We start from the raw sequence: 20655 nt of genomic DNA, 5'->3' as shown, positions 1-20655 counted from the left end.
CTGATAAGTACACATAATATCCATACCATAGTACAGATTAACGCATTAAATTTGGAAAACAACTTTTTAAAAGCAGATATAGAGCGGTTAGCACCGCGAAAAAATGTAAAAATATACAGGAAAGCCTGCTGCAAAGCCAGCCACGCTTTCATTGACGCTCTTGGTATATAGCGCCGTCAGGCGCCGTATATAAAAATTTTATAAGGAGGAACAGAAAATGTCCCCAGCAGTAAAATGTTTAATTCTGTTGGCAGTAATTGCATTATTCTTCGTAACTGAACTTATCCCTCTTGCAGTTACTGCTACCGCCGGCGCTATCGCTTGCGGTCTTTTAGGGCTGATTCCTGCTAAGCAGGTATTCAGCGGCCTGTCCAACTCTACTGTAGTATTGTTCGCAGGCATGTTCGTAGTTGGTGCAGCAATGTTCTACACCGGCTTGGCTCAAGCCATTGGTAACACCGTTGTTAAAATGGTGGGTACCGGTGAAAACAGCTTGATGTTCGGTTTGATGATTGTTGGTACTGCACTGTCCGCAGTATTGTCCAACACCGGTACCGCAGCCTGCCTGCTGCCCGTTGCTTTGGGTATTTGCGCATCCGCTAAAATCCCCGCATCCCGTCAGTTGATGCCTTTGGCATTTGCTTGCGGTTGGGGCGGTATCATCACCATGGTAGGTACGCCTCCTAACATCATCGCTACCGGCGCTCTGACCGCTGCCGGCCTGCCCGCTTTCGGCTTCTTCGAATTCGCTTGGATCGGTATCCCCGTATCCGTAGCAGGCATGCTGTACATGATGTTCGTCGGCAAATACCTGCTGCCGAAGAAAGAACTGGACGCTGACCAGGAAGTTGAGCAAGAGATTGAAGCTAACGAAACTTCCAAGAACAAGATGATCATCTCCGGCGTTATCCTGCTCGCAGTAGTATTGGTAATGGCTCTGAATATCAAAGGCGTAACCTTGGAAATGGCAGCAATCATCGGCGCATTGGTATGCGTACTGACCGGCTGCTTAACTGAAAAACAAGCATACGCTTCCATCGACTGGGTAACCATTTTCCTGTTCGCTGGTATGATGCCTGTATCTTCCGCAATGGATAAAACCGGCGCTGGCAAATTGATCGCTGAATGGACTGTCGGCCTGATGGGCGGCTCTCCTTCTCCGCTTCTGGTAACCGGCGTACTGTTCATCCTGTCCTGCGGCCTGACCCAGTTCATGTCCAACACCGCATCCGCAGCTCTGCTGTGCCCGATCGGTATTGCAATTTCCAAGCAACTGGGCGCTGACCCGAAAGCAGTTCTGATGGCTATCGCCGTTGCAGCATCCTGCGCATTCGCAACTCCGGTAGGTACTCCTCCGAACACGCTGGTACTTGGCCCTGGCGGATACAAATTCATGGACTATGTAAAAGCTGGTACCGGTCTGGTAATCGTAGCTTTCGTAGTATCCCTGGTTGTTATTCCGATGGTATGGCCGTTCTTCCCCGGCAAATAATGCTCGACAGCATATAAAGCGCCATCTGCTGCGTCACGGCTCCTAGGAGTACTAATTGTACGCCGTTGTCGCCGTTCCTTGCATCTGACACTTTCTCCGCTGTCTCAAAAGACAACAAATCTAAAGCCTGTCGCTTCGGCGGCAGGCTTTTTTTCGCTTGCTAAGAAGTGCATCTGCGGATAAATAATCTTTGTTTGTGTATATTTAATCATAAGGCTGTCGCCTGGTAATATGTAAAGACGCTAAGGGGATTGTGACAAAGACTTGAATTTAGATAAGAAATATGCTATCATTGATGGTGACCAGAATTAAGTAACTAAAAAAAGCATAAAGGGGCTATTAAGTAATTAAATTAAGCAAGGGAAGTGCTAGATTTGCTTACCGGGCTCCGGAGCCTTTTGCGGTAAAATGTATATAAATAAAAAACGCATTTTGCCTGTATGTAATTACTGATTTTGGCCGTAAAATTTTATAAGGAGGAACAAAAAATGTCCCCAGCAATTAAATGTTTAATTCTGTTGGCAGTAGTTGCATTATTCTTCGTAACTGAACTTATCCCTCTTGCAGTTACTGCTACTGGCGCAGCCATTGGTTGCGGCCTTTTAGGGCTGATTCCTGCTAAGCAGGTATTCAGCGGCCTGTCCAACTCTACTGTAGTATTGTTCGCAGGCATGTTCGTAGTTGGTGCAGCAATGTTCTACACCGGCTTGGCTCAAGCCATTGGTAACACCGTTGTTAAAATGGTGGGTACCGGTGAAAACAGCTTGATGTTCGGTTTGATGATTGTTGGTACTGCACTGTCCGCAGTATTGTCCAACACCGGTACCGCAGCCTGCCTGCTGCCCGTTGCTTTGGGTATTTGCGCATCCGCTAAAATCCCCGCATCCCGTCAGTTGATGCCTTTGGCATTTGCTTGCGGTTGGGGCGGTATCATCACCATGGTAGGTACGCCTCCTAACATCATCGCTACCGGCGCTCTGACCGCTGCCGGCCTGCCCGCTTTCGGCTTCTTCGAATTCGCTTGGATCGGTATCCCCGTATCCGTAGCAGGCATGCTGTACATGATGTTCGTCGGCAAATACCTGCTGCCGAAGAAAGAACTGGACGCTGACCAGGAAGTTGAGCAAGAGATTGAAGCTAACGAAACTTCCAAGAACAAGATGATCATCTCCGGCGTTATCCTGCTCGCAGTAGTATTGGTAATGGCTCTGAATATCAAAGGCGTAACCTTGGAAATGGCAGCAATCATCGGCGCATTGGTATGCGTACTGACCGGCTGCTTAACTGAAAAACAAGCATACGCTTCCATCGACTGGGTAACCATTTTCCTGTTCGCTGGTATGATGCCTGTATCTTCCGCAATGGATAAAACCGGCGCTGGCAAATTGATCGCTGAATGGACTGTCGGCCTGATGGGCGGCTCTCCTTCTCCGCTTCTGGTAACCGGCGTACTGTTCATCCTGTCCTGCGGCCTGACCCAGTTCATGTCCAACACCGCATCCGCAGCTCTGCTGTGCCCGATCGGTATTGCAATTTCCAAGCAACTGGGCGCTGACCCGAAAGCAGTTCTGATGGCTATCGCCGTTGCAGCATCCTGCGCATTCGCAACTCCGGTAGGTACTCCTCCGAACACGCTGGTACTTGGCCCTGGCGGATACAAATTCATGGACTATGTAAAAGCTGGTACCGGTCTGGTAATCGTAGCTTTCGTAGTATCCTTGGTTGTTATTCCGATGGTATGGCCGTTCTTCCCCGGCAAATAATTAAAAATCTCTGACGCATTCTCCACGATTTTGGAAAATTCGACAGCATATAAAGTGCCATCCGGTACTTTCTCCGCTGTCTCAAAAGACAACAAAATTAAAGCCTGTTGCTTCGGCGGCAGGCTTTTTTGTATAAAAAAAGAGCTGCCACACCTTTTTGATGTGACAGCTCCATCTTTATTTTCCTGTAAGTTCAATTACCACTATTTCCGGCGCCGCTTCCGTGCGCACCGGCGGACCCCAGAAGCCGTAGCCCGCGCTGGTGATAGCGGTCAAACCGTTATGTTCGCAGCGGCCGTAATCCAGCTGATACATTTTTTTCGTAATTAAACGATTGGGGAAGAGCTGGCCGGTATGGGTGTGACCGGAAAGGTACAGGTCGTAGCCTGCGGCGGCAGCTTCTGCCATTTTACGGGGCTGGTGGTCTAGCAGAATGCTGTAGTAAGCATTGTTGTTGGCAGCCAGTGAATTAAGGCTGTCTGCAGTGCGGCTGCGGCTGAAGTCGGTAAGACCCGTAATTTTTATTTTGCCGTCTACAATGGCGTCGGCATCGCGCAGGACGGTAAAGCCTTGCTGCTCCAGCATACGCTGCCAAAGTTCGGGGTCGTCGATATATTCATGGTTGCCGAAGGATACGTAAACTCCTTTAGGCGCACGGACGCCGCTAAGGGCGGCAAGCGAATCCTCTTCCTGCACGTAGGCAATTTTTTCATCGACTAAATCTCCGGCGATAAGTACCGCGTCGGGTTGCAGTTCGTTGATTCTTTCCGTCAGGCGTTCGGCGTAGCTGCGGCCAAGGATACGTCCTAGATGCAGGTCGGTCAGAAATAGCATTTTATAATGCTCGCCGCTGGCAAGCTTATCCGTCGCAATGCGTTCGGTACGTACAACAGGATGAAAAGCGCGGTAGCTGCCCCAGGCTACGAACAGGCAGATGACGCTGAAGCAGACGGCGGCTAATTTGGCGGATGGCAGCTGCCAGCCGATTATTTTGCCTGCCAGCAATAAAAGCAAATGCAGCGCTGCCAATAGCAATGTATAGTAACCGAACGCCAGCCACAGGCCTTCCAGCCAGGCGGATATTTTGACCAGAGCATGGGGCAGGGAAGGCGAAAGCAGACGGCTGAAAATAGCGTTGAGCGTTAGCAGCAGGTAAGCCGCGCCAAAAGCGGCGCTGTGTCCCCAAGGCAGGTTGAAGCGGTAGTACAAATAGCCGATAAGGCTGAGCAGTAAATCTACGGAGCCAATAAGGAAGATAATGCGCATATGTATAATACTCCTTGTCAAATAGTTTTGATTTTATATCATACATATTATACAGCTTATAGCACGCTTTAAGTCAAGGGTAGCGTTTGACATTTGCGTGAAAAAACGGGCGCAGATACGCTCCGCGCCCGTTCTGGATTATTCTGGTATTTTATTTACGCCTTCCAATATAATAGAGGGACGATAGGAAAATTCTTTGATATTTTCCCTCGTGCTGACGCCGCTGAGCACCAGGCAGGTCATGAGGCCGCTTTCCATACCGGCCACGATATCCGTGTCCATGCGGTCGCCGATCATAGCCGCATCCTCGGAATGCACGTCCAGCAGGCGCAGGCCTGTACGCATCATCAGGGGGTTGGGCTTGCCTACATAGTAGGCGTGGCAGCCGGTTGCCAGTTCGATAGGAGCTACCAGCGCGCGGCAGGAGGGAATAACGCCGAATTCCGAAGGACCGGTGAGGTCGGAATTGGTACCGATCAGCCGTGCGCCCTGGTTGATCAGCTGGCAGGCTTTGATGATCATATTGTAATTGTAAGAATTTGTTTCTCCTACTACTACGTAATCGGGATTAACGTCATTCATCGTAATGCCGACGTCGTACAAGGCGTTTACAAGGCCCGGCGCTCCTATGACATAGGCGCTGCTTCCGGGGGATTGCGTGTGGATGAATTTGGCGGTGGCCAAAGAGCTGGTGTAGAAATGGCTTTCGTCCACCTCTAAGCCCATGCGCTCTAATTTTTGCTGCAATTCTTTGGGGCTGCGTTCGCTGGAGTTGGTAAGAAATAGAAAGCGTTTATCGTTTTTATAAAGCCAGTCGATAAAATCTTTAACGCCCGGCAGCAGACGGTTGCCATGGTAGATAACGCCGTCCATGTCGCAGATATAGCCCTGCTTGCCGCGCAATTCTTCTAAAAGGCGCAGATTTTGTTCCTGTTCAGTCATGTTTATCATCCTTTGCTTGTTCAATATCTTTATTCTACAATTCTATTATGAAAGAAAAGCTTATTTTTTGCAAGGGCTTGGTGGCAGCGCCGCTTGTACAAGTAGTAAACTTTTTGTTAAATCTGCGGCGTTTGCAGTAAAGCTGCTAAAGAAGTGTACAAAAAATGTGAATTTAAATAAAGTGGCTTTTTATATATTGACATAGAAAAAAGAGCGTGATAAAATAATAAATTTTTGACAATTTGAAACGGCAGTGATAAAATGTATGCATAAGGTTTATAAGCAACGGAATTTTTTAAAATGGGAGGGTGGAAAATGTTTGCTGCGGGCGACCGTGTGGTGTATCCTTTGCATGGCGGAGCTATTGTTCAATGCGTGGAGCAACGGGAACAAAATGGCAAGAGGATAGATTATTATATTTTGCAGATGCTTTTTGAAAGCATGACGATAGCGATACCGGTAAGCAGCGCGCAAAAGCTGGGGCTGCGCAAAATTGGCGACGAAAAGACTTTGGCGCTGATTCAGGATGTTCTGCGCGAGGTTCCGGATGTACAGGCAGTCAAAAGTATTTCTTGGAATCGTCGCTTTCAGTTATATATGGAAAAAATTAAGAGCGGCAGCGTTGTGGAGGTAGCGAAAATTTTTAAGCTGCTGATTTTGTTGGAGCGCAGTAAAAAAATATCTGTGGGCGAGAGGCGGCTGCTGCACAGCACCAGACAGATTTTGCAGAGCGAGGTTATGCTGATACGCAATATTGACGCTCAAAATGCTGGAAGCTGGCTGGAAACCTGCTGCCAGTAAAGTTTTACTTTAGATAATAGCATAGCGGTTTTGTGTCAGGCAGTTTTGCGCTGGCCGGTCCTGCAGCGGACGTATGCAGGATTGTGCCGGTATGGACTGCCTGCTTTTTGTTACCGAATAGCTATAACTATTTTACAAAGCTGACATATTTAGTGGGATTAGTTACTTGTTTTTTAACTTTATTCGCTGTATCATATAATTGGTACAATATTAAATAGCAGTGTTGTATCTATTTTTGCAGGAAAGGAGGTGGCGTAATGTTAAAAAAATTGGTTAGCCTGACTATTTCTTTGATTATTATTATTACCGGACTCATACTTACAGATTATTCTTTACCCTTCATGTCGGAATATTTGGGCTACGATCTGCATGACAACGGTGTCTTTGGTATAACCTTTGCCAACATCATTTTAGTATTGCCGGGGTTCTTTGTTTTCGGCTGGCTGGCGTTGGTGCTGGCGCCCTTTGTCACTAACGGCATTTTTAATTATGCCGAGCGTTTAACTGTCAACTTGTCGCGTATTCCTACCAGCGATATCCTGGTAATGATTTTTGGCATTGGCATCGGCCTGATTCTGGCCAATCTGATAGGCGGGCCCTTTTCCCGTCTGCCTATTATAGGGCCGTATATACCGATTTTCCTTAGCCTGATATTGGCTGTGGTAGGCGCTAAGCTGGCTTTGCGCAAGCATAACGATATAGTTGAATTTTTTAACCGCATTCCCAGCCGCAGGACGGCTAAGCTGGAAGCGGCGAAAAACGATAATGTTTTGGACGGCCCGCTGGGCGACCGCCTGTACAGCAGTAATAAGCTGCTGGATACCAGCGTAATTATCGACGGGCGCATTATGGATATTATGTCCGCAGGCTTTTTGGACGGTAAGCTAGTCGTGCCTAATTTTGTGCTGGAGGAGCTGCAGAAGCTGTCTGATTCTGCCGACAGCCTCAAACGCGCCAAGGGCCGGCGCGGCCTGGATTTGGTGCAGGATTTACAGATAAGCTATAAGGACCAGCTGCTGGTAGTGGATAACGATTATGATGATTTAAGCGAGGTAGACGCCAAGCTGGTGCGCCTGGCCAAGCAGGCCAACGCGGATATTATTACTAATGACTACAATTTGAATAAGGTCGCCGGTATTCAGGGCATTAAGGTGCTGAATATCAACGAGCTGGCTAACGCTATTAAGCCTGTGGTTATTGCCGGTGAAGAAATGACTGTTTATTTGGTTAAGGAAGGCAAGGAGCCTAATCAGGCCGTGGCTTATTTGGACGACGGCACTATGATCGTAGTGGAAAACGGCCGCCGCGGTATCGGCAGCAGTATAGCCATAGTAGTGACTTCTGTGCTGCAAACAGCTGCGGGGCGCATGATTTTTGCCAAGGCTAAATATTAATAGCATAGCTGATTTTACAGACTGAGGCAGGCCCTGTCTCAGTCTGTAGTTTAATATGGGAGGAAAGCGATGGAAAAAGTAATTGCCATTGTACCTGCGGCAGGAGCGGGCAGGCGTTTGGGCCTAGGGTTTAATAAGGCCTTTGCTATGCTGCGGGGCGCGCCGCTTTTAGCACATTGCCTGCGGATGCTGGAGCGTACCGGGCTGGTAGAGCGGGCGGTGGTGGTATTGGCAGCGGATGAGGTCGAGGAAGGGCGTTCTTTACTGGCAAGGTACCGGGCGGAATATTTCCCTGAGTTGCCGTTCCAGGTAGTAGCAGGCGGAAAGGAACGCCAGGACAGCGTAGCCAACGCTTTGGCCGTTGTTCCGGAGACCGCGGGTTATATCGCCGTTCACGACGGGGCGCGTCCCTTTGCCGGGCGCGAGGTTTTCGCCCGTACTTTAGCGGCAGCTATGCTTTATGGCGCGGCTATCGCTGCAGTGCCCGTGAAAAACACCATTAAAGTGGTCGACGCCGACGGGCAGGTAATAGCTACGCCGGCGCGCAGTACCCTGCAGGCAGTGCAGACGCCGCAGATTTTTGCAGCCAATCTGCTGAAAAGAGCTTATGCCTATCTGGCAGCTCACCCTGCCGCCGTAACGGACGACGCTTCGGTAGTGGAGCTGCTGGGACATAAGGTGGTAGTAGCGGAGGGCCGTTACGAAAATATTAAAATAACTACGCCGGAGGATTTGGCTTTGGCCGAATATCTGCTGGCGCGACAGGAGCGGGAGTATGGAAAAGAAGAATAGCCTGCCGCAGCTGCGTATAGGCTGCGGCTATGATGTGCATAAACTGACGGAAGGACGCAAGCTGATTTTATGCGGCGTGGGAATTCCCTACGAGCTGGGGCTTTTGGGCCACAGCGATGCGGACGTGGCTTTGCACGCTTTGATGGACGCGCTGCTGGGAGCTGCCGCTTTAGGCGATATCGGCAAGCATTTTCCCGATACGGACGAGCGCTTCAAGGGGGCCGACAGCATGAAGCTGACGGCGCATGTTAAGGAGCTGCTGACGCAGCGGGGCTGGCGCGTTAATAATGTGGACGTGACGATTATCGCCCAGCGTCCCAAGCTGGCTGGCTATATCCCGCAGATGCGGGCCAATGTGGCGGCGGTTTTGGAGGTGGAGGAGGCCGCGGTGAATATCAAAGCCACGACTACCGAAAAGCTGGGCTTTGCGGGACGCGGCGAGGGCATGGCTGCCGAAGCGGTGGCCTCTATTATCAGCGCAATTTAAGATACTTTTTCGATATAAATTGGCTAAAGAAGCCATAGTATGGTATAATTCTACTGAAGCTTATAAAGTAAACTGTTAGCAGTGAGCTATAAATTTGGAGGGAGATTTAAAGATGTGTAGTGATGAAGTAAGAGTTCGCTTTGCACCGAGCCCAACGGGTCCGTTCCATATCGGCGGCGCCCGCAGCGCTCTGTTTAACTGGCTGCTGGCCCGTAAGACTGGCGGCAAGCTGATTTTGCGTATCGAGGATACTGACCGTGAGCGTTCCACGCCGGAATCCGAGGAAAATATTAAGGCTGCGTTAAAATGGCTGGGTATGGATTGGGATGAAGGCGTCGACGTGGGCGGCCCCAACGGCCCTTACCATCAAATGGAGCGCCTGGAGCTGTATAAAAAATATACGGATAAGCTGCTGGCGGAAGGCAAGGCTTATTATTGCTATTGTACCGACGAGGAGCTGGAGGAAGAACGCCAGTCCTTGATTAAAGAAGGCAAAATGCCGCGTTACATGGGCAAATGCCGCCATTTAACGCCGGAGCAGGTCGCTAAGTACGAGGCCGAGGGCCGTAAGCCCACGGTGCGCTTTCGCGTACCTGCCGATAAGCAGATTTTAGTACGCGATATGGTACGCGGCGACGTAGTTTTCGATTCCAATAATATCGGCGATTTCGTTATTGTAAAGTCCGACGGTATCCCGACTTATAACTACGCCGTAGTTATCGACGACGCTTTGATGCACATTACTCATGTTATCCGCGCCGAGGAGCATTTATCCAATACGCCGCGCCAATGCCTGATTTATGACGCGCTGGGCTTTAAGCAGCCGACCTTTGGGCATATTTCCCTGATTTTGGGCAAGGACCATACCAAGATGAGCAAGCGCCACGGCGCTACCAGCGTGGACCAATATCGGCAGCTGGGTTATCTGCCGGCCGCTATCAATAATTTCCTGGCTCTGCTTGGCTGGGCTCCTAACAGCGAGCAGGAAATTTTCAGCATGGATGAGCTGATCAAGGAATTTTCCATGGACCGCGTGGCTAAAAACCCCGCAGTTTTCGATATCGACAAGCTGAACTGGATCAATCAGCATTATATGCGTCAGCTGGACGCAGACGCTTTCTTCGACTGCGCTAAGCCCCATATGATAGCCGCAGGCTATATGACGGGCGAAGAAACGGGCGAGAAGCTGGTCTGGCTGCGCAGGGTAGTGGCAACGGCGCAGGAGCATGTTTCCTATGCCGCTCAGATTCCCGCTTGTGTGGAAATGTATTTTAACGACGAATTTGCTTTTGAAAACGAAGAAGCGGAAGCTGTTCTGAAGGGCGAAAACGTACCGGTAGTCATCAATATGCTGCTGGAGGAGCTGCCTAAAGTTGAAGCTTTGGATAACGCCAGCGTTAAGGCGCTGTTTAAGCAGATTCAAAAGGCTACCAAGCTTAAGGGCAAGGACGTATTCATGCCTATCCGCGTGGCCTTGACCGGCAACCAGCACGGCCCGGAGCTGGCGGCTATGGTGCCGCTGCTGGGCGCAGAGCGTACTGCCGGGAGAATTAAAGCCAGCATGGCGAAGGCCGGCGTAACGCTGTAAGCTGAGCGCGACAGAAGGAGATGCACAATGTCTATTAAAGTTTATAATACATTGACGAAGCAGAAAGAAGAATTTATCCCCATCCATCCGGGAAAGGCTAATATTTATGTGTGCGGCGTAACGCCCTATAACCATCCCCATGTCGGCAATGCCCGTCCCTTTGTTACCTGGGACGTTATCCGCCGTTTTTTGGAGCATGAGGGCTACGACGTTACGCATGTGCAGAACTTTACCGATGTAGACGACAAAATCATCAATACTGCCAATAAAGAGGGCGTGCAGTGGTACGATATCTGCAACCGTTACATCGATTCTTATTTTGAGGTAATGGATAAGCTCAACGTGCGCCGCGCCCACGTTTATCCCCGCGTATCCGAGCATATCGAGGATATTATTCAAACAGTACAAACCTTAATCGATAACGGCTATGCCTACGTTGTGGACGGCGACGTTTTCTACAGCGTGGAAAAATTCAAATATTACGGCCAGCTGTCCGGACGCAATCTGGAGGATATGCTGGCTGGCGCGCGCGTAGATGTGGACGACCGCAAGCGTAATCCCATGGATTTCGCTTTGTGGAAATCGGCTAAGCCGGGCGAACCCTCCTGGGACAGCCCCTGGGGCAAAGGCCGTCCTGGCTGGCATATCGAATGCTCGACCATGAGCATGAAGTATTTGGGAGAATCCTTCGATTTCCATGGCGGCGGCAGCGACCTTATCTTCCCGCACCATGAAAACGAAATCGCGCAATCCGAGGGCTGCACCGGCTGCCATCCTTTTGTGCATTACTGGCTGCATAACGGCTTTATTACCGTAAATGAAGAAAAAATGTCCAAATCCCTTGGCAATTTCTTCATGGTTATCGATATTTTAGAGCATTACGACCCGGAAACCTTGCGCTTCTTCATCGTATCGACCCACTATCGCAGCCCCCTGGACTTCAGCGACGCCCGTCTGACGGAAGCGCAGAAGAGTCTGGCCCGTCTGCGTCAGGCTCAGGAAACCCTGGGCGAGCTGGCAGCCATGATGAGCGCCGGGCCTACGGAAGCAAGTCTGGAGCTGCGTGCTAAAGCCCGCGAGCTGCGCGAAGCCTTTATGGAGGCTATGCGCGACGACTTTAACACGGCGCTGGCTATCAGCCATATGTTTGCGCTGGCTAAGGAAATCAATATCTATCATAAAGCGATTACCGACGCCGCCGCTAAGCCGGACGGCAAGCTGGTCGCTATGCTGGACGAGGTATTCAGCGAAATGTGCTCCATCATCGGCGTATTGGAAAAGACTGCCGCTCCGGCGGAAGCCGCTGCGGACGACAGCAAGGAAGCCGAGCTGGTAGAGCTGCTGATTAGTATGCGTCAGGAGGCCCGCAAGGCTAAGAATTACGCTTTGGCCGACGAGCTGCGCAATAAACTGGGCGCTGTCGGCATTGTTTTGCAGGATACTCCGCAAGGCGTAAAATGGTCTAAACAATGAAATTTGCACAATATCAAATATTAAAGGAACATGCGCTGGCTGCTTGTAAAGCGGCCGGCGCAGACTTTCCTGCTGCCAAACAGCTGAACCCTATTTTGTTGGCATATATCGGCGACGTGGTTTTTTCTATGTATATTCGGCTGCGTCTTTTGCCTGTGTCCAGTCATGTGCGTATCGTAAATGACCTGGGCGCTAAAATGGTGTCGGCTGTTTATCAATGCCAGGCGATGACGGAGCTGAAGGCCGGGCTGACGCCGGAGGAGGAGGCTGTTTTCCGCCGTGGGCGCAACGCTAAATCCCAGGTGCCGAAAAGCGCTTCCGTTTATGAATACAGAATGGCTACGGCCTTTGAGGCGTTGCTTGGCTATTTGTTTTTGGAGGAGCGGGAGCAGCGCCTGCACGAGCTGTTGGACGAGTCCTTCGTTATCATTACGGGAAAGATGCAGGCAGCTGCAAAGAAGGAGGTTTGAAGATGAATATGCATGTAAAATTGGTACGTCATACGCCGGAACCGGAGCGCACGGTAGCCATGAGCGCTCGTTTGTGTTATTCGCCTATTGGCGCTGCGCAGCTGGAGGAACGCATCAGCGACGAGCAGGCTGCTAATTTGGTACGCAAGTTAGTCAGCATGGGGCATTTATCCACGCTGGAGCATGTAACCTTCACCTTTGCGATTGAAGGCGTGTCCCGCGTGCTGACCCACCAACTGGTGCGCCACCGCATTGCCTCCTATTCCCAGCAATCCCAGCGCTATGTGAAGGAGCATGCCTTTGAAACTATTCTGCCGCCTTCTATTGCCGCTAACGCTGAAGCGCAGGCTAAATTTGCCGCGCTGATGGAGGAAATCCAGTCCTTGTACAATGAGTTTACCGAAGCAGGGATTCCGGCGGAGGACGCTCGTTACATTCTGCCGAACGCAACGGAAACCAAGATTGTCTGCACCTTTAACGCCCGTTCCTTGCTGAACTTTTTCAGCCTGCGCTGCTGCACCCGCGCTCAATGGGAAATAAGAGCGTTGGCCAATAAAATGCTGGCCGAATGCCAGAAGGTTGCGCCGGTGATTTTTGAAAACGCAGGGCCTACCTGCGTATCCGAGGGCGTGTGCCACGAGGGCGCTATGTCCTGCGGCAGATTGCAGGCTATTTTAGCGCAGCGGGCTAAAGCGCAGGCTGCGAAATAAGGGAGGACAGGCTATGACTCAGCAAGCAAGCGACGTGATTGCCGGCCGTAACGCTGTGTCCGAAGCGCTGCGGGGGCAGCGTTCTATCAATAAAATTTTAATACAGGAGGGCGCGCGCGGCGGTAGTCTGGGCGAGCTGGTTGCCGCTGCGAAAAATAAGGGCGTGCCCGTGGAAATAGTTAAGGCTGAAAGGTTGGATAAGCTGGCGCCGGGACTGCGGCACCAGGGAGCCGTCGCTTTGGCTGCTCCTATCGCCTTTCAAAGCCTGGACGATGTTTTCGCCAAGGCTGCGGCCAAGGACGAGCCGCCATTTCTGCTGCTGCTGGACGAGCTGCAGGACCCGCAGAATGTAGGCGCGCTGCTGCGTACTGCCGATGCTGCCGGAGTGCATGGGGTTTTGCTGCCGCGCCGCCGCAGCTGTCCGTTAAACGCGGCGGTGGCTAAGATTTCCGCCGGGGCGGTGGAGTATGTGCCGGTGGTGCAAATCGGCAATATTGCCCAGGCTATCGACGAATTGAAGCAGCGGGGCTGTTGGGTTGTCGGCGCCGATATGGACGGCGTGGATTTTTACGCCGCCAATATGACGGGGCCGATTGTTTTGGTCATTGGCGCCGAGGGCAAGGGCCTTGGCCGTCTGGTTAAGCAAAAGTGCGACGATATCGTCAGCATTCCTATGAACGGCGGCGTCAATTCTCTGAACGCTTCCAATGCAGGCGCGGTACTGATGTACGAGGTTGTGCGCCAGCGCCGTTTGTTTCAGTGAGGTGTGAAGCATGGGCGAATACCTGATTGTGGACGGTTATAATGTAATCAACGCCTGGAAGGAATTTGCCCGGCTGCGGCAAACGAGCCTGGAGCATGCCCGCGAGCTGTTAATCGCCGGAGTATCGGAGTACGCGGCCTTTAAAGGCTATCGTGCTATCGTGGTTTTCGACGCGCAGGAGGTTGTCGGAGCTGCCGCTGTGGAAACGGTACACGGCATTCAGGTGGTTTATACCAGCGAGGGCGAAACCGCGGATTCGTGGATTGAACGGCGGGCCTACGAGCTGGGACGGGGCGTTGGCAAGGCCAAGGTTTTTGTCGTGACCAGCGATTATGCCGAGCAGATAAATATTTTGGGCGCCGGAGCGTATCGCATTTCCTCCAGAGAATTCCACGAGGATTATCTGAAGGCAAAAAAAGAAATAGCCGCCCGCTTGCGCGTGCCGGACCGCGCGCTGAACCGCAACGAGCTTGGCGGACGCATTAACGGACATGTGCTGGAGCATCTGGAAAAATTACGCCGCCGCAAAAGTTGACGGCGCGGGCTATACAGGATATAATAAAAAAGTATTATTTTTTAGAAGACCCATACGGAGGAAATGTAGTTTATGACCACAGATACGGAAAAGAAAAACGATCCTTATGAAGCTTTTGCTGATAAGCAGGATGAGGAAATCGTTTTAGATGCCCAGCTTAACGATAATGTACTGGCGCAGGAGTATTTGCTGCATAAATACAGAAACTTTGTCAGAGCCAAGGCGCGCAGCTATTTTTTAATCGGCGCAGAGCGGGAGGATATTATTCAGGAGGGCATGATCGGCCTTTATAAGGCCATCCGCGACTTCCGCGGAGATAAGCAGGCGTCCTTCCGCGCCTTTGCGGAGCTGTGCGTGACCAGGCAGATTATTACCGCTATTAAAACGGCAACCCGGCAAAAGCACATTCCGCTGAACTCTTACGTTTCGCTTAATAAGCCTATTTACGAGGAGGACAGCGACCGTACTCTGCTGGATATTATCAGCGGCGTGCGCGTAGCCAATCCCGAAGATATGGTCATCAGCAGGGAGGAATTCAGCGATATTGAAAATAAAATGAATAATATTCTCAGCGATCTGGAATGGAAAGTGCTGATGAGCTATTTGGACGGTAAATCCTATCAGGAAATTGCCGTGGAGCTTGACCGGCACATCAAGTCCATAGACAACGCTTTGCAGCGCGTTAAACGCAAGCTGGAAAAGTATATTATCAGCAAGGGCGATATCACCGATTTGCGAACCGTTTACAGCGGGCTTCTGGCTATTGACCCTTATGACCGCTTTAAGGGCAAGGACTCTAAAAACAGCTGATTACTGATAAAACTGTAACAGTACCATACATCATTTTGCAATTTTCAGAATGGTGTATTTTTTTTAAAGGATTTTAGCGGCTTTCAGCGAATAGAATAAGTAACAATTTGATTTGATAATATTAACACTTCGGTGTCATAGGAGGTTTTTCAAATGAATCAAGTAGAAGAATTGTTAAAGGTAGTCGAGCAGGCTCAAGCCGACAAGGGCAACGTAGTTATCGTTACCGGCAAACCGGGCAGCGGCAAGAGCAAGGTGCTGCGCGAAGCGGCTGAAATTAAAAAATGGACCTATGTAGACTGCCGTATGCTGATCAGCGAGGAATTTTTGGCTATTCCTGCCGCCGACAGAGGCTTATACGCTCCTGATATGTTTGCTGAAATCCTGGAAAGCTACAATGCAGACGTTATCATTCTGGACAGACTGCAAACTCTGTTTGTGCCCGTATTCCACATCAACACCGACAGCCTCATGCGCAAGCTGAGCAAGAAATTTACCATTATTACCGCATGGCCCGGCTATATTGAAAACGGCAACCTGTGCTACGATAAATTCGACGGCACGGAAGCTATCCGCATCAGTCCCGACGGCTTCAAGATTTGGAACGTAGAATAAGCTGAAGAATTTATTCTGTAATATAGCGGAGGCAAGGCATGGCTCAAAAAAAGCGTCGTTTTGCAGTTCTGACGGGCGGCGGCGACTGCCCCGGCTTGAACGCCGTTATCAGAGCCGTAGTAAAAACCTTTTTGCAGAATGACTGCGAGGTGTACGGAGTTCTGAACGGGTTTAACGGACTGGTCAATGATAATTTGCAGTTAATGGATTATGCCAGCGTTTCGGGCATTCTGCCCCGCGGCGGCACTATTTTAGGCACTACCAACCGCGATAATCCGTTTCGTTTCGCTGTGGAAAAAGAGAACGGCGAAATTGTTTATGAGGATATGCGGGACAAGGTGCTGGAAAACCTGCGTAAGTATGATATTGAAGCCCTAGTTGTCATCGGCGGCGACGGCAGCCTGAATATTGGCGCTCAGTTAGCACGGGAGTGCGGCGTTAAGGTAGTAGGCGTGCCTAAGACTATCGATAACGACCTGCCGTGTACCGAGCGTACATTTGGCTTTGATACGGCTATGGCCATGGCGACGGAAGCTTTGGACAGGCTGCATACTACGGCGGAATCCCATCATCGGGTTATGATTTTGGAGGTTATGGGCCGTTATGCCGGCTGGATTGCTTTGCACAGCGGCATTGCCGGCGGCGCAGACGTTATTCTGCTGCCGGAAATTCCCTATAAGCTGGATAAGGTGCTGGAAAAAATACAGCAGCGGAAGCAGGCCGGCAAAAATTTCAGCATTGTTGTCGTAGCGGAGGGCGCTAAGCCTGAGGGCGGCGAAATGTCCGTAGCCAGAGTGGTTAAGGGTAGCTTTGAGCCTATCAGATTAGGCGGCATTGGCGATAAGGTGGCGCGCGAAATTGAAGAGCGTACGGAAATAGAAGCACGTTGTACGGTACTGGGGTATTTGCAGCGCGGCGGCTCGCCTACAGCCTTTGACAGAGTATTGTCTACCCGCTATGGCGTTGCGGCAGCCGAGGCGTGCCTGCGCGGCGAATATAATGTTATGGTTTCCCTGTATCACGATAAAATCGTAACCGTTTATATTCAAAAAGCGGCTTCCAAACCGCAGCAGGTGCCGGTGGACAGCGAAATTATCCGCACGGGCCGCCAGCTGGGAATTTGCTTTGGCGATTAAATTAAGAACGAAAAATTAATTTTTGATTCATTTAAAAAGTATATCATAGGAGACAGTCCGGACGGGCTGTCTCTTATTTTTTGCTCTGACAAAGAATTGCTGCGCTTAAAGCCAAAAATATGTAATATGTATGGCCGATAATTGCAGATCCTGCTGTTTCAGAGTATAATATATAAGATTAACAAATTTTGAAAGGATGTTAGTATGGATCAATACCTTGTTGCGGTTGTAGTTGGTATAGTAGAAGGCCTGACGGAGTTTTTGCCGGTTTCTTCTACCGGGCATATGATTATCGTAGGTCATTTATTGGGCTTTGACGGTCATGTTGCGGACGTCTTTGACGTATTCGTCCAGCTGGGCGCGATTTTATCCGTTATCTTTATTTATAAAGAACGCTTTTATCGTTTCTTCACTAAAGATGGCTGGGATATGCATAAGGGCCTGTCCGTGTGGCATATCGCTGCCGGTATCGTGCCGGTTATGGCAGTGGCCTATGTGGGATATTCTTACATTAAGCAATATCTTTTTTCTCCTTTTACCGTGGCCATTGGCCTGGTGTTGGGCGGCCTGCTGCTGATGCTGGCAGAGCGTCTGACTAAAGGGCGCGAAACGGAGCTGGTCGACGATGTGGATAAAATAAGCATCAGACAAGCGCTGTGGGTGGGCGTGTTCCAATTTCTGTCCTTGTGGCCCGGCTTTTCCCGCAGCGGCAGTACTATAGCAGGCGGTTTAATCGTGGGGCTTTCGCGTCAGGCCGCGGCCAGCTATACCTTCCTGATAGCGGTTCCCTTAATGTTTGTGGCTTGCACTTATGATTTACTGAAGAATCTGGCTTACCTGAATAAGGATGATTTAATTGTCCTGGGCATAGGCTTTGTAGTTTCCTTCTTTGTAGCATATTGGTCCGTGCTGTGGTTCCTTAAATTCTTGCACAAATACGATTTGACGAGCTTTGCCTGGTATCGTATTGCCTTGGCCTTTGTTACCTATTGGTACTTTTATATGTAAGAGGGCGAAAATCTGAGCAGATAATTCCGGCTTGACAAAGCAGCAGGTATCCATTATAATGATTCGTGTATAATTTTATATTGATGATGCTGGCATAGCTCAATAGGCAGAGCAGCTGATTTGTAATCAGCAGGTTGTGGGTTCGATTCCTATTGCCAGCTCCAAAGCAAAAACCGCCCCTAGACTGCGTCTAGGGGCTTTTCTATATGCCTGATGGGCACAAAAATCAGTTACTCGTGGGCACAACGTGGGCACAACGCAAAAGCTTTTATAAGCCGAAGTCGAACAAGGGGAGATTCGGCTATTTTAAATTTTCTATTTTTGTAGGGGCTTTACCGCCGTCGCTAATACACTTATATTCAAGATAAGCTTGTATCAAAAGGCTGCCAATTGCTCCTGCATATTGCACAGGAATGCCAATAGCTTTATCATGGCATCCTTCTCGCAACCTTGTAATTAAAATGTAGTTTTTGTTATTATAATTGCAACGTTCCCATGTAATTGTAAATTTATAGTCATTGTTTGTAAGGGCTTGTCCTAGCTCTTTTAAGCAAGTAAATTTGGGCGGTTTTGAAGATGGGTTTGCTGTAAAAGTGGAATTGGAGGCATATTGATTGTTCGGCATATTTGTTACACTCCTTTTTGATAGCGAAAGTTACTATTACACCTGCTTAATTATAAAGGGATAAATATAAAAGAAACATTGGGTTAGGACGAAAACACAATCATGTCGATTTTCCCCAGCGACAATCACCTTACAAATCGCGATAACTCTTCAAATGCTGGGAGCATATCGCAGTAAGCTAATAGTGCTAAACCCAATTTATATTGATAGTATAGCATAAGCAGACAAAGAATACAAAGTCCATTGAATTGCTGTAACTAAAAAAGCAACGGTTAATGCGAGTGGCGAGGGTTACGACTCTGCCAATGCTACCACCGTTACGCCTACGCGTTCTCGTCGTAACGGGGAAACCGTTGCTTCTTCCGCTACCAATATATCACAAAAAGCAGAAGAACGCAAAATCTTGGTACTAAAAGTGAGAAAGAAGCTTTACATCACACCGCAGGAGTTTTTGAAGAAATATGCTGTAAAGCAGGAAGGAGAAGCAGACAATGCGACTGGTAAGAACGGGCAGAGTGCGCGTAGTGAACATGACCAGCAAAATAAAAGCAGAGTACCCGAACCTGCCGAAAGTGCAAAGGCAGAAAGCGGACAGGCGAACGAAAGCCAAAACAGCGAAGCTGAAAGGGTAGAAAATAAAAAAGCCGTTAGCGTTGAAGAAAACATTGCTAACGGCAAAAAAGCTATCCAAAAGGTTATTGAAACACACGAAGATGTAGAGAACGCCATGTATCGCGAAGATATGGGCAATATTGATTTCGTGTGGGGAACAGAAGGTCGCGGAGCTAAATTCAAGGGCGGTTATGGCATTGCGCATATTATTGCTAAGCGTAATGCAGAAAATGGCAATGGGCAAAATACCGCGAATAAATTAGTAGAAGTAATTGCTAAAGGGAAAATTGTAGGAAGGCAAGATGGAGTGGGCAACACCGGCGAGCCTAGGTTGAAACTTGGATATGATCGTTATACTGCGGTGTTGTCTATGCCTGATAACAAAAATACTTGGATTTTGACTGGCTTTGAAAATACAAAAGAAGCGATAACAAGTGAACACGGTGAAGGATTCGATTCAGCCGCGTCTACTGCTACCACGCCTACACTTACGCGTCGTGATAGAGATGTTGTCGCTTCTTCCGCTACCAATATATCACAAAAAGCAGAAGAACGCAAAGCCTTCGCACCAGCGAATTTTTATTTGCGTACAAAGGTGCTTAGTGTTACAATAAAAAATAAAGACGCGAAAAATAATCTTAAAAGAGGGAAGATCATGCCAAGAGTAGCTTATTCCAAAGCTGATAGAGAAAACGTAAAGAGAAGATTGGCCAAGGTAGGTCTGGAGCTGTTTTTACAGCAGGGTATACAGCATACTACTGTAGAACAAATTTATAAAAGGGTCGGAATTTCGCGTACCTTTTTCTACACCTTTTTTTCAACGAAGGAAGATTTGATATTAGAGGTTCTGTATTTGCAGCAGCCTAAAATTTTAGAAGCCGCGCGTAACTTAGTGCACGATGACTCGCTTAGCTGGCGAGAAGCTTTTACGAAGCTGTTGTATGCCTGCTGCTATGGCGAAAAGGGCGGGGTCGCTATATTGAGCATCGAGGAGCAGCAGCTGGTGTTCCGGCGATTAACGGCTGCCAGCTATGAACAGTTCAGGCAGAAACAAGCCCGCTTGTTTAAAGATATTCTGGAAATTTTTGGAATTCAGGCTACGGACGAGCAGGTAGCTGTGATTATCAATTTAAGCTTGTCGATATTTATAGTACGGCAGGCTATTCCTGCCGCGCTGCCGCTGTTTGTAGAGGAGGCTGCGGACGCCGCTGTGGATTTTCAAATTAAAGCTTTGGTGGATTTTTTGGAGCAGCTGCGCAGTAAAAGCGAATAATTTTTAGGTTACGGCGGTTTTTAAATTACAAGAAAAAGTGTAAAAGTTTTTACGCAAACCTGTTGACAAATTGGCTGGAATCCTGTATAATTCTTTTTGT

General features: G+C 49.3%; 20 protein-coding genes and 1 tRNA gene. 18 read left to right on the top strand and 3 right to left on the bottom strand.

Translation table 11 applies throughout. The annotated features are described in order from the left end of the window. Nucleotides 1-217 precede the first annotated feature (217 nt). Nucleotides 218-1492, top strand: coding sequence for an SLC13 family permease (locus Q4E64_RS03230; protein ID WP_303166222.1), 1275 nt, complete (start codon nt 218-220; stop codon nt 1490-1492). 488 nt (nt 1493-1980) lie between these two features. Further along, nucleotides 1981-3255 carry an SLC13 family permease gene (locus tag Q4E64_RS03225; RefSeq protein ID WP_303166220.1) on the top strand — a complete coding sequence of 425 codons (1275 nt, stop codon included), beginning with the start codon at nt 1981-1983 and terminating at the stop codon, nt 3253-3255. Nucleotides 3256-3432: 177 nt separating this feature from the next. Here the strand turns inward: Q4E64_RS03225 and Q4E64_RS03220 are convergent, their stop codons facing one another. Both Q4E64_RS03220 and Q4E64_RS03215 read right to left on the bottom strand, forming a co-directional pair. After that, a complete protein-coding gene (locus tag Q4E64_RS03220; protein WP_303166218.1) occupies nt 3433-4521 on the bottom strand; it encodes a metallophosphoesterase in 1089 nt (362 codons plus the stop codon). Between the two features lie 138 nt (nt 4522-4659). Beyond that, a complete protein-coding gene (locus tag Q4E64_RS03215) occupies nt 4660-5463 on the bottom strand; it encodes an HAD-IIA family hydrolase (RefSeq protein ID WP_303166216.1) in 804 nt (267 codons plus the stop codon). 300 nt (nt 5464-5763) lie between these two features. On the opposite strand from Q4E64_RS03215, the gene Q4E64_RS03210 reads away from it, so the two are divergent. The 15 genes from Q4E64_RS03210 to Q4E64_RS03140 all read left to right on the top strand — a co-directional run bounded on the left by Q4E64_RS03210 (nt 5764) and on the right by Q4E64_RS03140 (nt 18209). Continuing rightward, complete coding sequence (locus tag Q4E64_RS03210; RefSeq protein WP_303166214.1) at nt 5764-6264, top strand: CarD family transcriptional regulator; 501 nt, start codon at nt 5764-5766, stop codon at nt 6262-6264. A 257-nt stretch (nt 6265-6521) separates the two neighbouring features. After that, on the top strand, nt 6522-7658 hold the full coding sequence (locus tag Q4E64_RS03205) for a PIN/TRAM domain-containing protein (RefSeq protein ID WP_303166213.1): 1137 nt from the start codon (nt 6522-6524) through the stop codon (nt 7656-7658). A 69-nt stretch (nt 7659-7727) separates the two neighbouring features. Next, nucleotides 7728-8450 (top strand): 2-C-methyl-D-erythritol 4-phosphate cytidylyltransferase, encoded by a 723-nt coding sequence (ispD, locus tag Q4E64_RS03200; protein ID WP_303166211.1) that lies wholly within the window; start codon nt 7728-7730, stop codon nt 8448-8450. Nucleotides 8451-8460: 10 nt separating this feature from the next. Continuing rightward, nucleotides 8461-8937 carry a 2-C-methyl-D-erythritol 2,4-cyclodiphosphate synthase gene (gene ispF, locus Q4E64_RS03195; protein WP_368501495.1) on the top strand — a complete coding sequence of 159 codons (477 nt, stop codon included), beginning with the start codon at nt 8461-8463 and terminating at the stop codon, nt 8935-8937. Between the two features lie 112 nt (nt 8938-9049). Beyond that, nucleotides 9050-10525 carry a glutamate--tRNA ligase gene (gene gltX, locus Q4E64_RS03190; RefSeq protein WP_303166209.1) on the top strand — a complete coding sequence of 492 codons (1476 nt, stop codon included), beginning with the start codon at nt 9050-9052 and terminating at the stop codon, nt 10523-10525. 27 nt (nt 10526-10552) lie between these two features. Next, nucleotides 10553-11998, top strand: coding sequence for a cysteine--tRNA ligase (gene cysS, locus Q4E64_RS03185; RefSeq protein ID WP_303166207.1), 1446 nt, complete (start codon nt 10553-10555; stop codon nt 11996-11998). Beyond that, a complete protein-coding gene (locus Q4E64_RS03180; RefSeq protein ID WP_303166205.1) occupies nt 11995-12468 on the top strand; it encodes a Mini-ribonuclease 3 in 474 nt (157 codons plus the stop codon). Before cysS ends, Q4E64_RS03180 begins: the two co-directional genes overlap by 4 nt. A gap of 8 nt (nt 12469-12476) precedes the next feature. Continuing rightward, complete coding sequence (gene thyX / locus Q4E64_RS03175) at nt 12477-13178, top strand: FAD-dependent thymidylate synthase (RefSeq protein ID WP_368501494.1); 702 nt, start codon at nt 12477-12479, stop codon at nt 13176-13178. A 13-nt stretch (nt 13179-13191) separates the two neighbouring features. Further along, nucleotides 13192-13941 (top strand): 23S rRNA (guanosine(2251)-2'-O)-methyltransferase RlmB, encoded by a 750-nt coding sequence (gene rlmB / locus Q4E64_RS03170; RefSeq protein ID WP_303166203.1) that lies wholly within the window; start codon nt 13192-13194, stop codon nt 13939-13941. Between the two features lie 10 nt (nt 13942-13951). Then, complete coding sequence (locus tag Q4E64_RS03165; RefSeq protein ID WP_303166202.1) at nt 13952-14476, top strand: NYN domain-containing protein; 525 nt, start codon at nt 13952-13954, stop codon at nt 14474-14476. Nucleotides 14477-14548: 72 nt separating this feature from the next. Further along, the gene (gene sigH, locus Q4E64_RS03160) at nt 14549-15286 is read left to right on the top strand and encodes an RNA polymerase sporulation sigma factor SigH (protein WP_303166201.1); all 738 of its coding nucleotides are present in this window, start codon (nt 14549-14551) and stop codon (nt 15284-15286) included. Nucleotides 15287-15439: 153 nt separating this feature from the next. Beyond that, nucleotides 15440-15901, top strand: a complete 462-nt coding sequence (brxF, locus tag Q4E64_RS03155; protein WP_303166200.1) for a BREX-3 system P-loop-containing protein BrxF — start codon at nt 15440-15442, stop codon at nt 15899-15901. Nucleotides 15902-15939: 38 nt separating this feature from the next. Beyond that, the gene (locus tag Q4E64_RS03150; protein WP_303166199.1) at nt 15940-17037 is read left to right on the top strand and encodes a 6-phosphofructokinase; all 1098 of its coding nucleotides are present in this window, start codon (nt 15940-15942) and stop codon (nt 17035-17037) included. A gap of 204 nt (nt 17038-17241) precedes the next feature. Beyond that, complete coding sequence (locus Q4E64_RS03145) at nt 17242-18045, top strand: undecaprenyl-diphosphate phosphatase (RefSeq protein WP_303166198.1); 804 nt, start codon at nt 17242-17244, stop codon at nt 18043-18045. Between the two features lie 88 nt (nt 18046-18133). Beyond that, nucleotides 18134-18209, top strand: a tRNA-Thr gene (locus Q4E64_RS03140). Nucleotides 18210-18346: 137 nt separating this feature from the next. On the opposite strand, the gene Q4E64_RS03135 is transcribed toward Q4E64_RS03140, so the two are convergent. Then, entirely contained in the window at nt 18347-18670 is a 324-nt protein-coding gene (locus Q4E64_RS03135) for a hypothetical protein (RefSeq protein ID WP_303166197.1), read from the bottom strand. A gap of 415 nt (nt 18671-19085) precedes the next feature. Here Q4E64_RS03135 and Q4E64_RS03130 point away from each other — a divergent pair, with 415 nt between their 5' ends. Further along, entirely contained in the window at nt 19086-20555 is a 1470-nt protein-coding gene (locus tag Q4E64_RS03130; RefSeq protein WP_303166196.1) for a TetR family transcriptional regulator, read from the top strand. Nucleotides 20556-20655 lie beyond the last annotated feature (100 nt).

It is taken from the genome of Phascolarctobacterium sp., assembly GCF_030531065.1.
Lineage (GTDB): Bacteria > Bacillota > Negativicutes > Acidaminococcales > Acidaminococcaceae > Phascolarctobacterium_A.
This window is presented reverse-complemented; position numbering and strand designations above follow the sequence as displayed.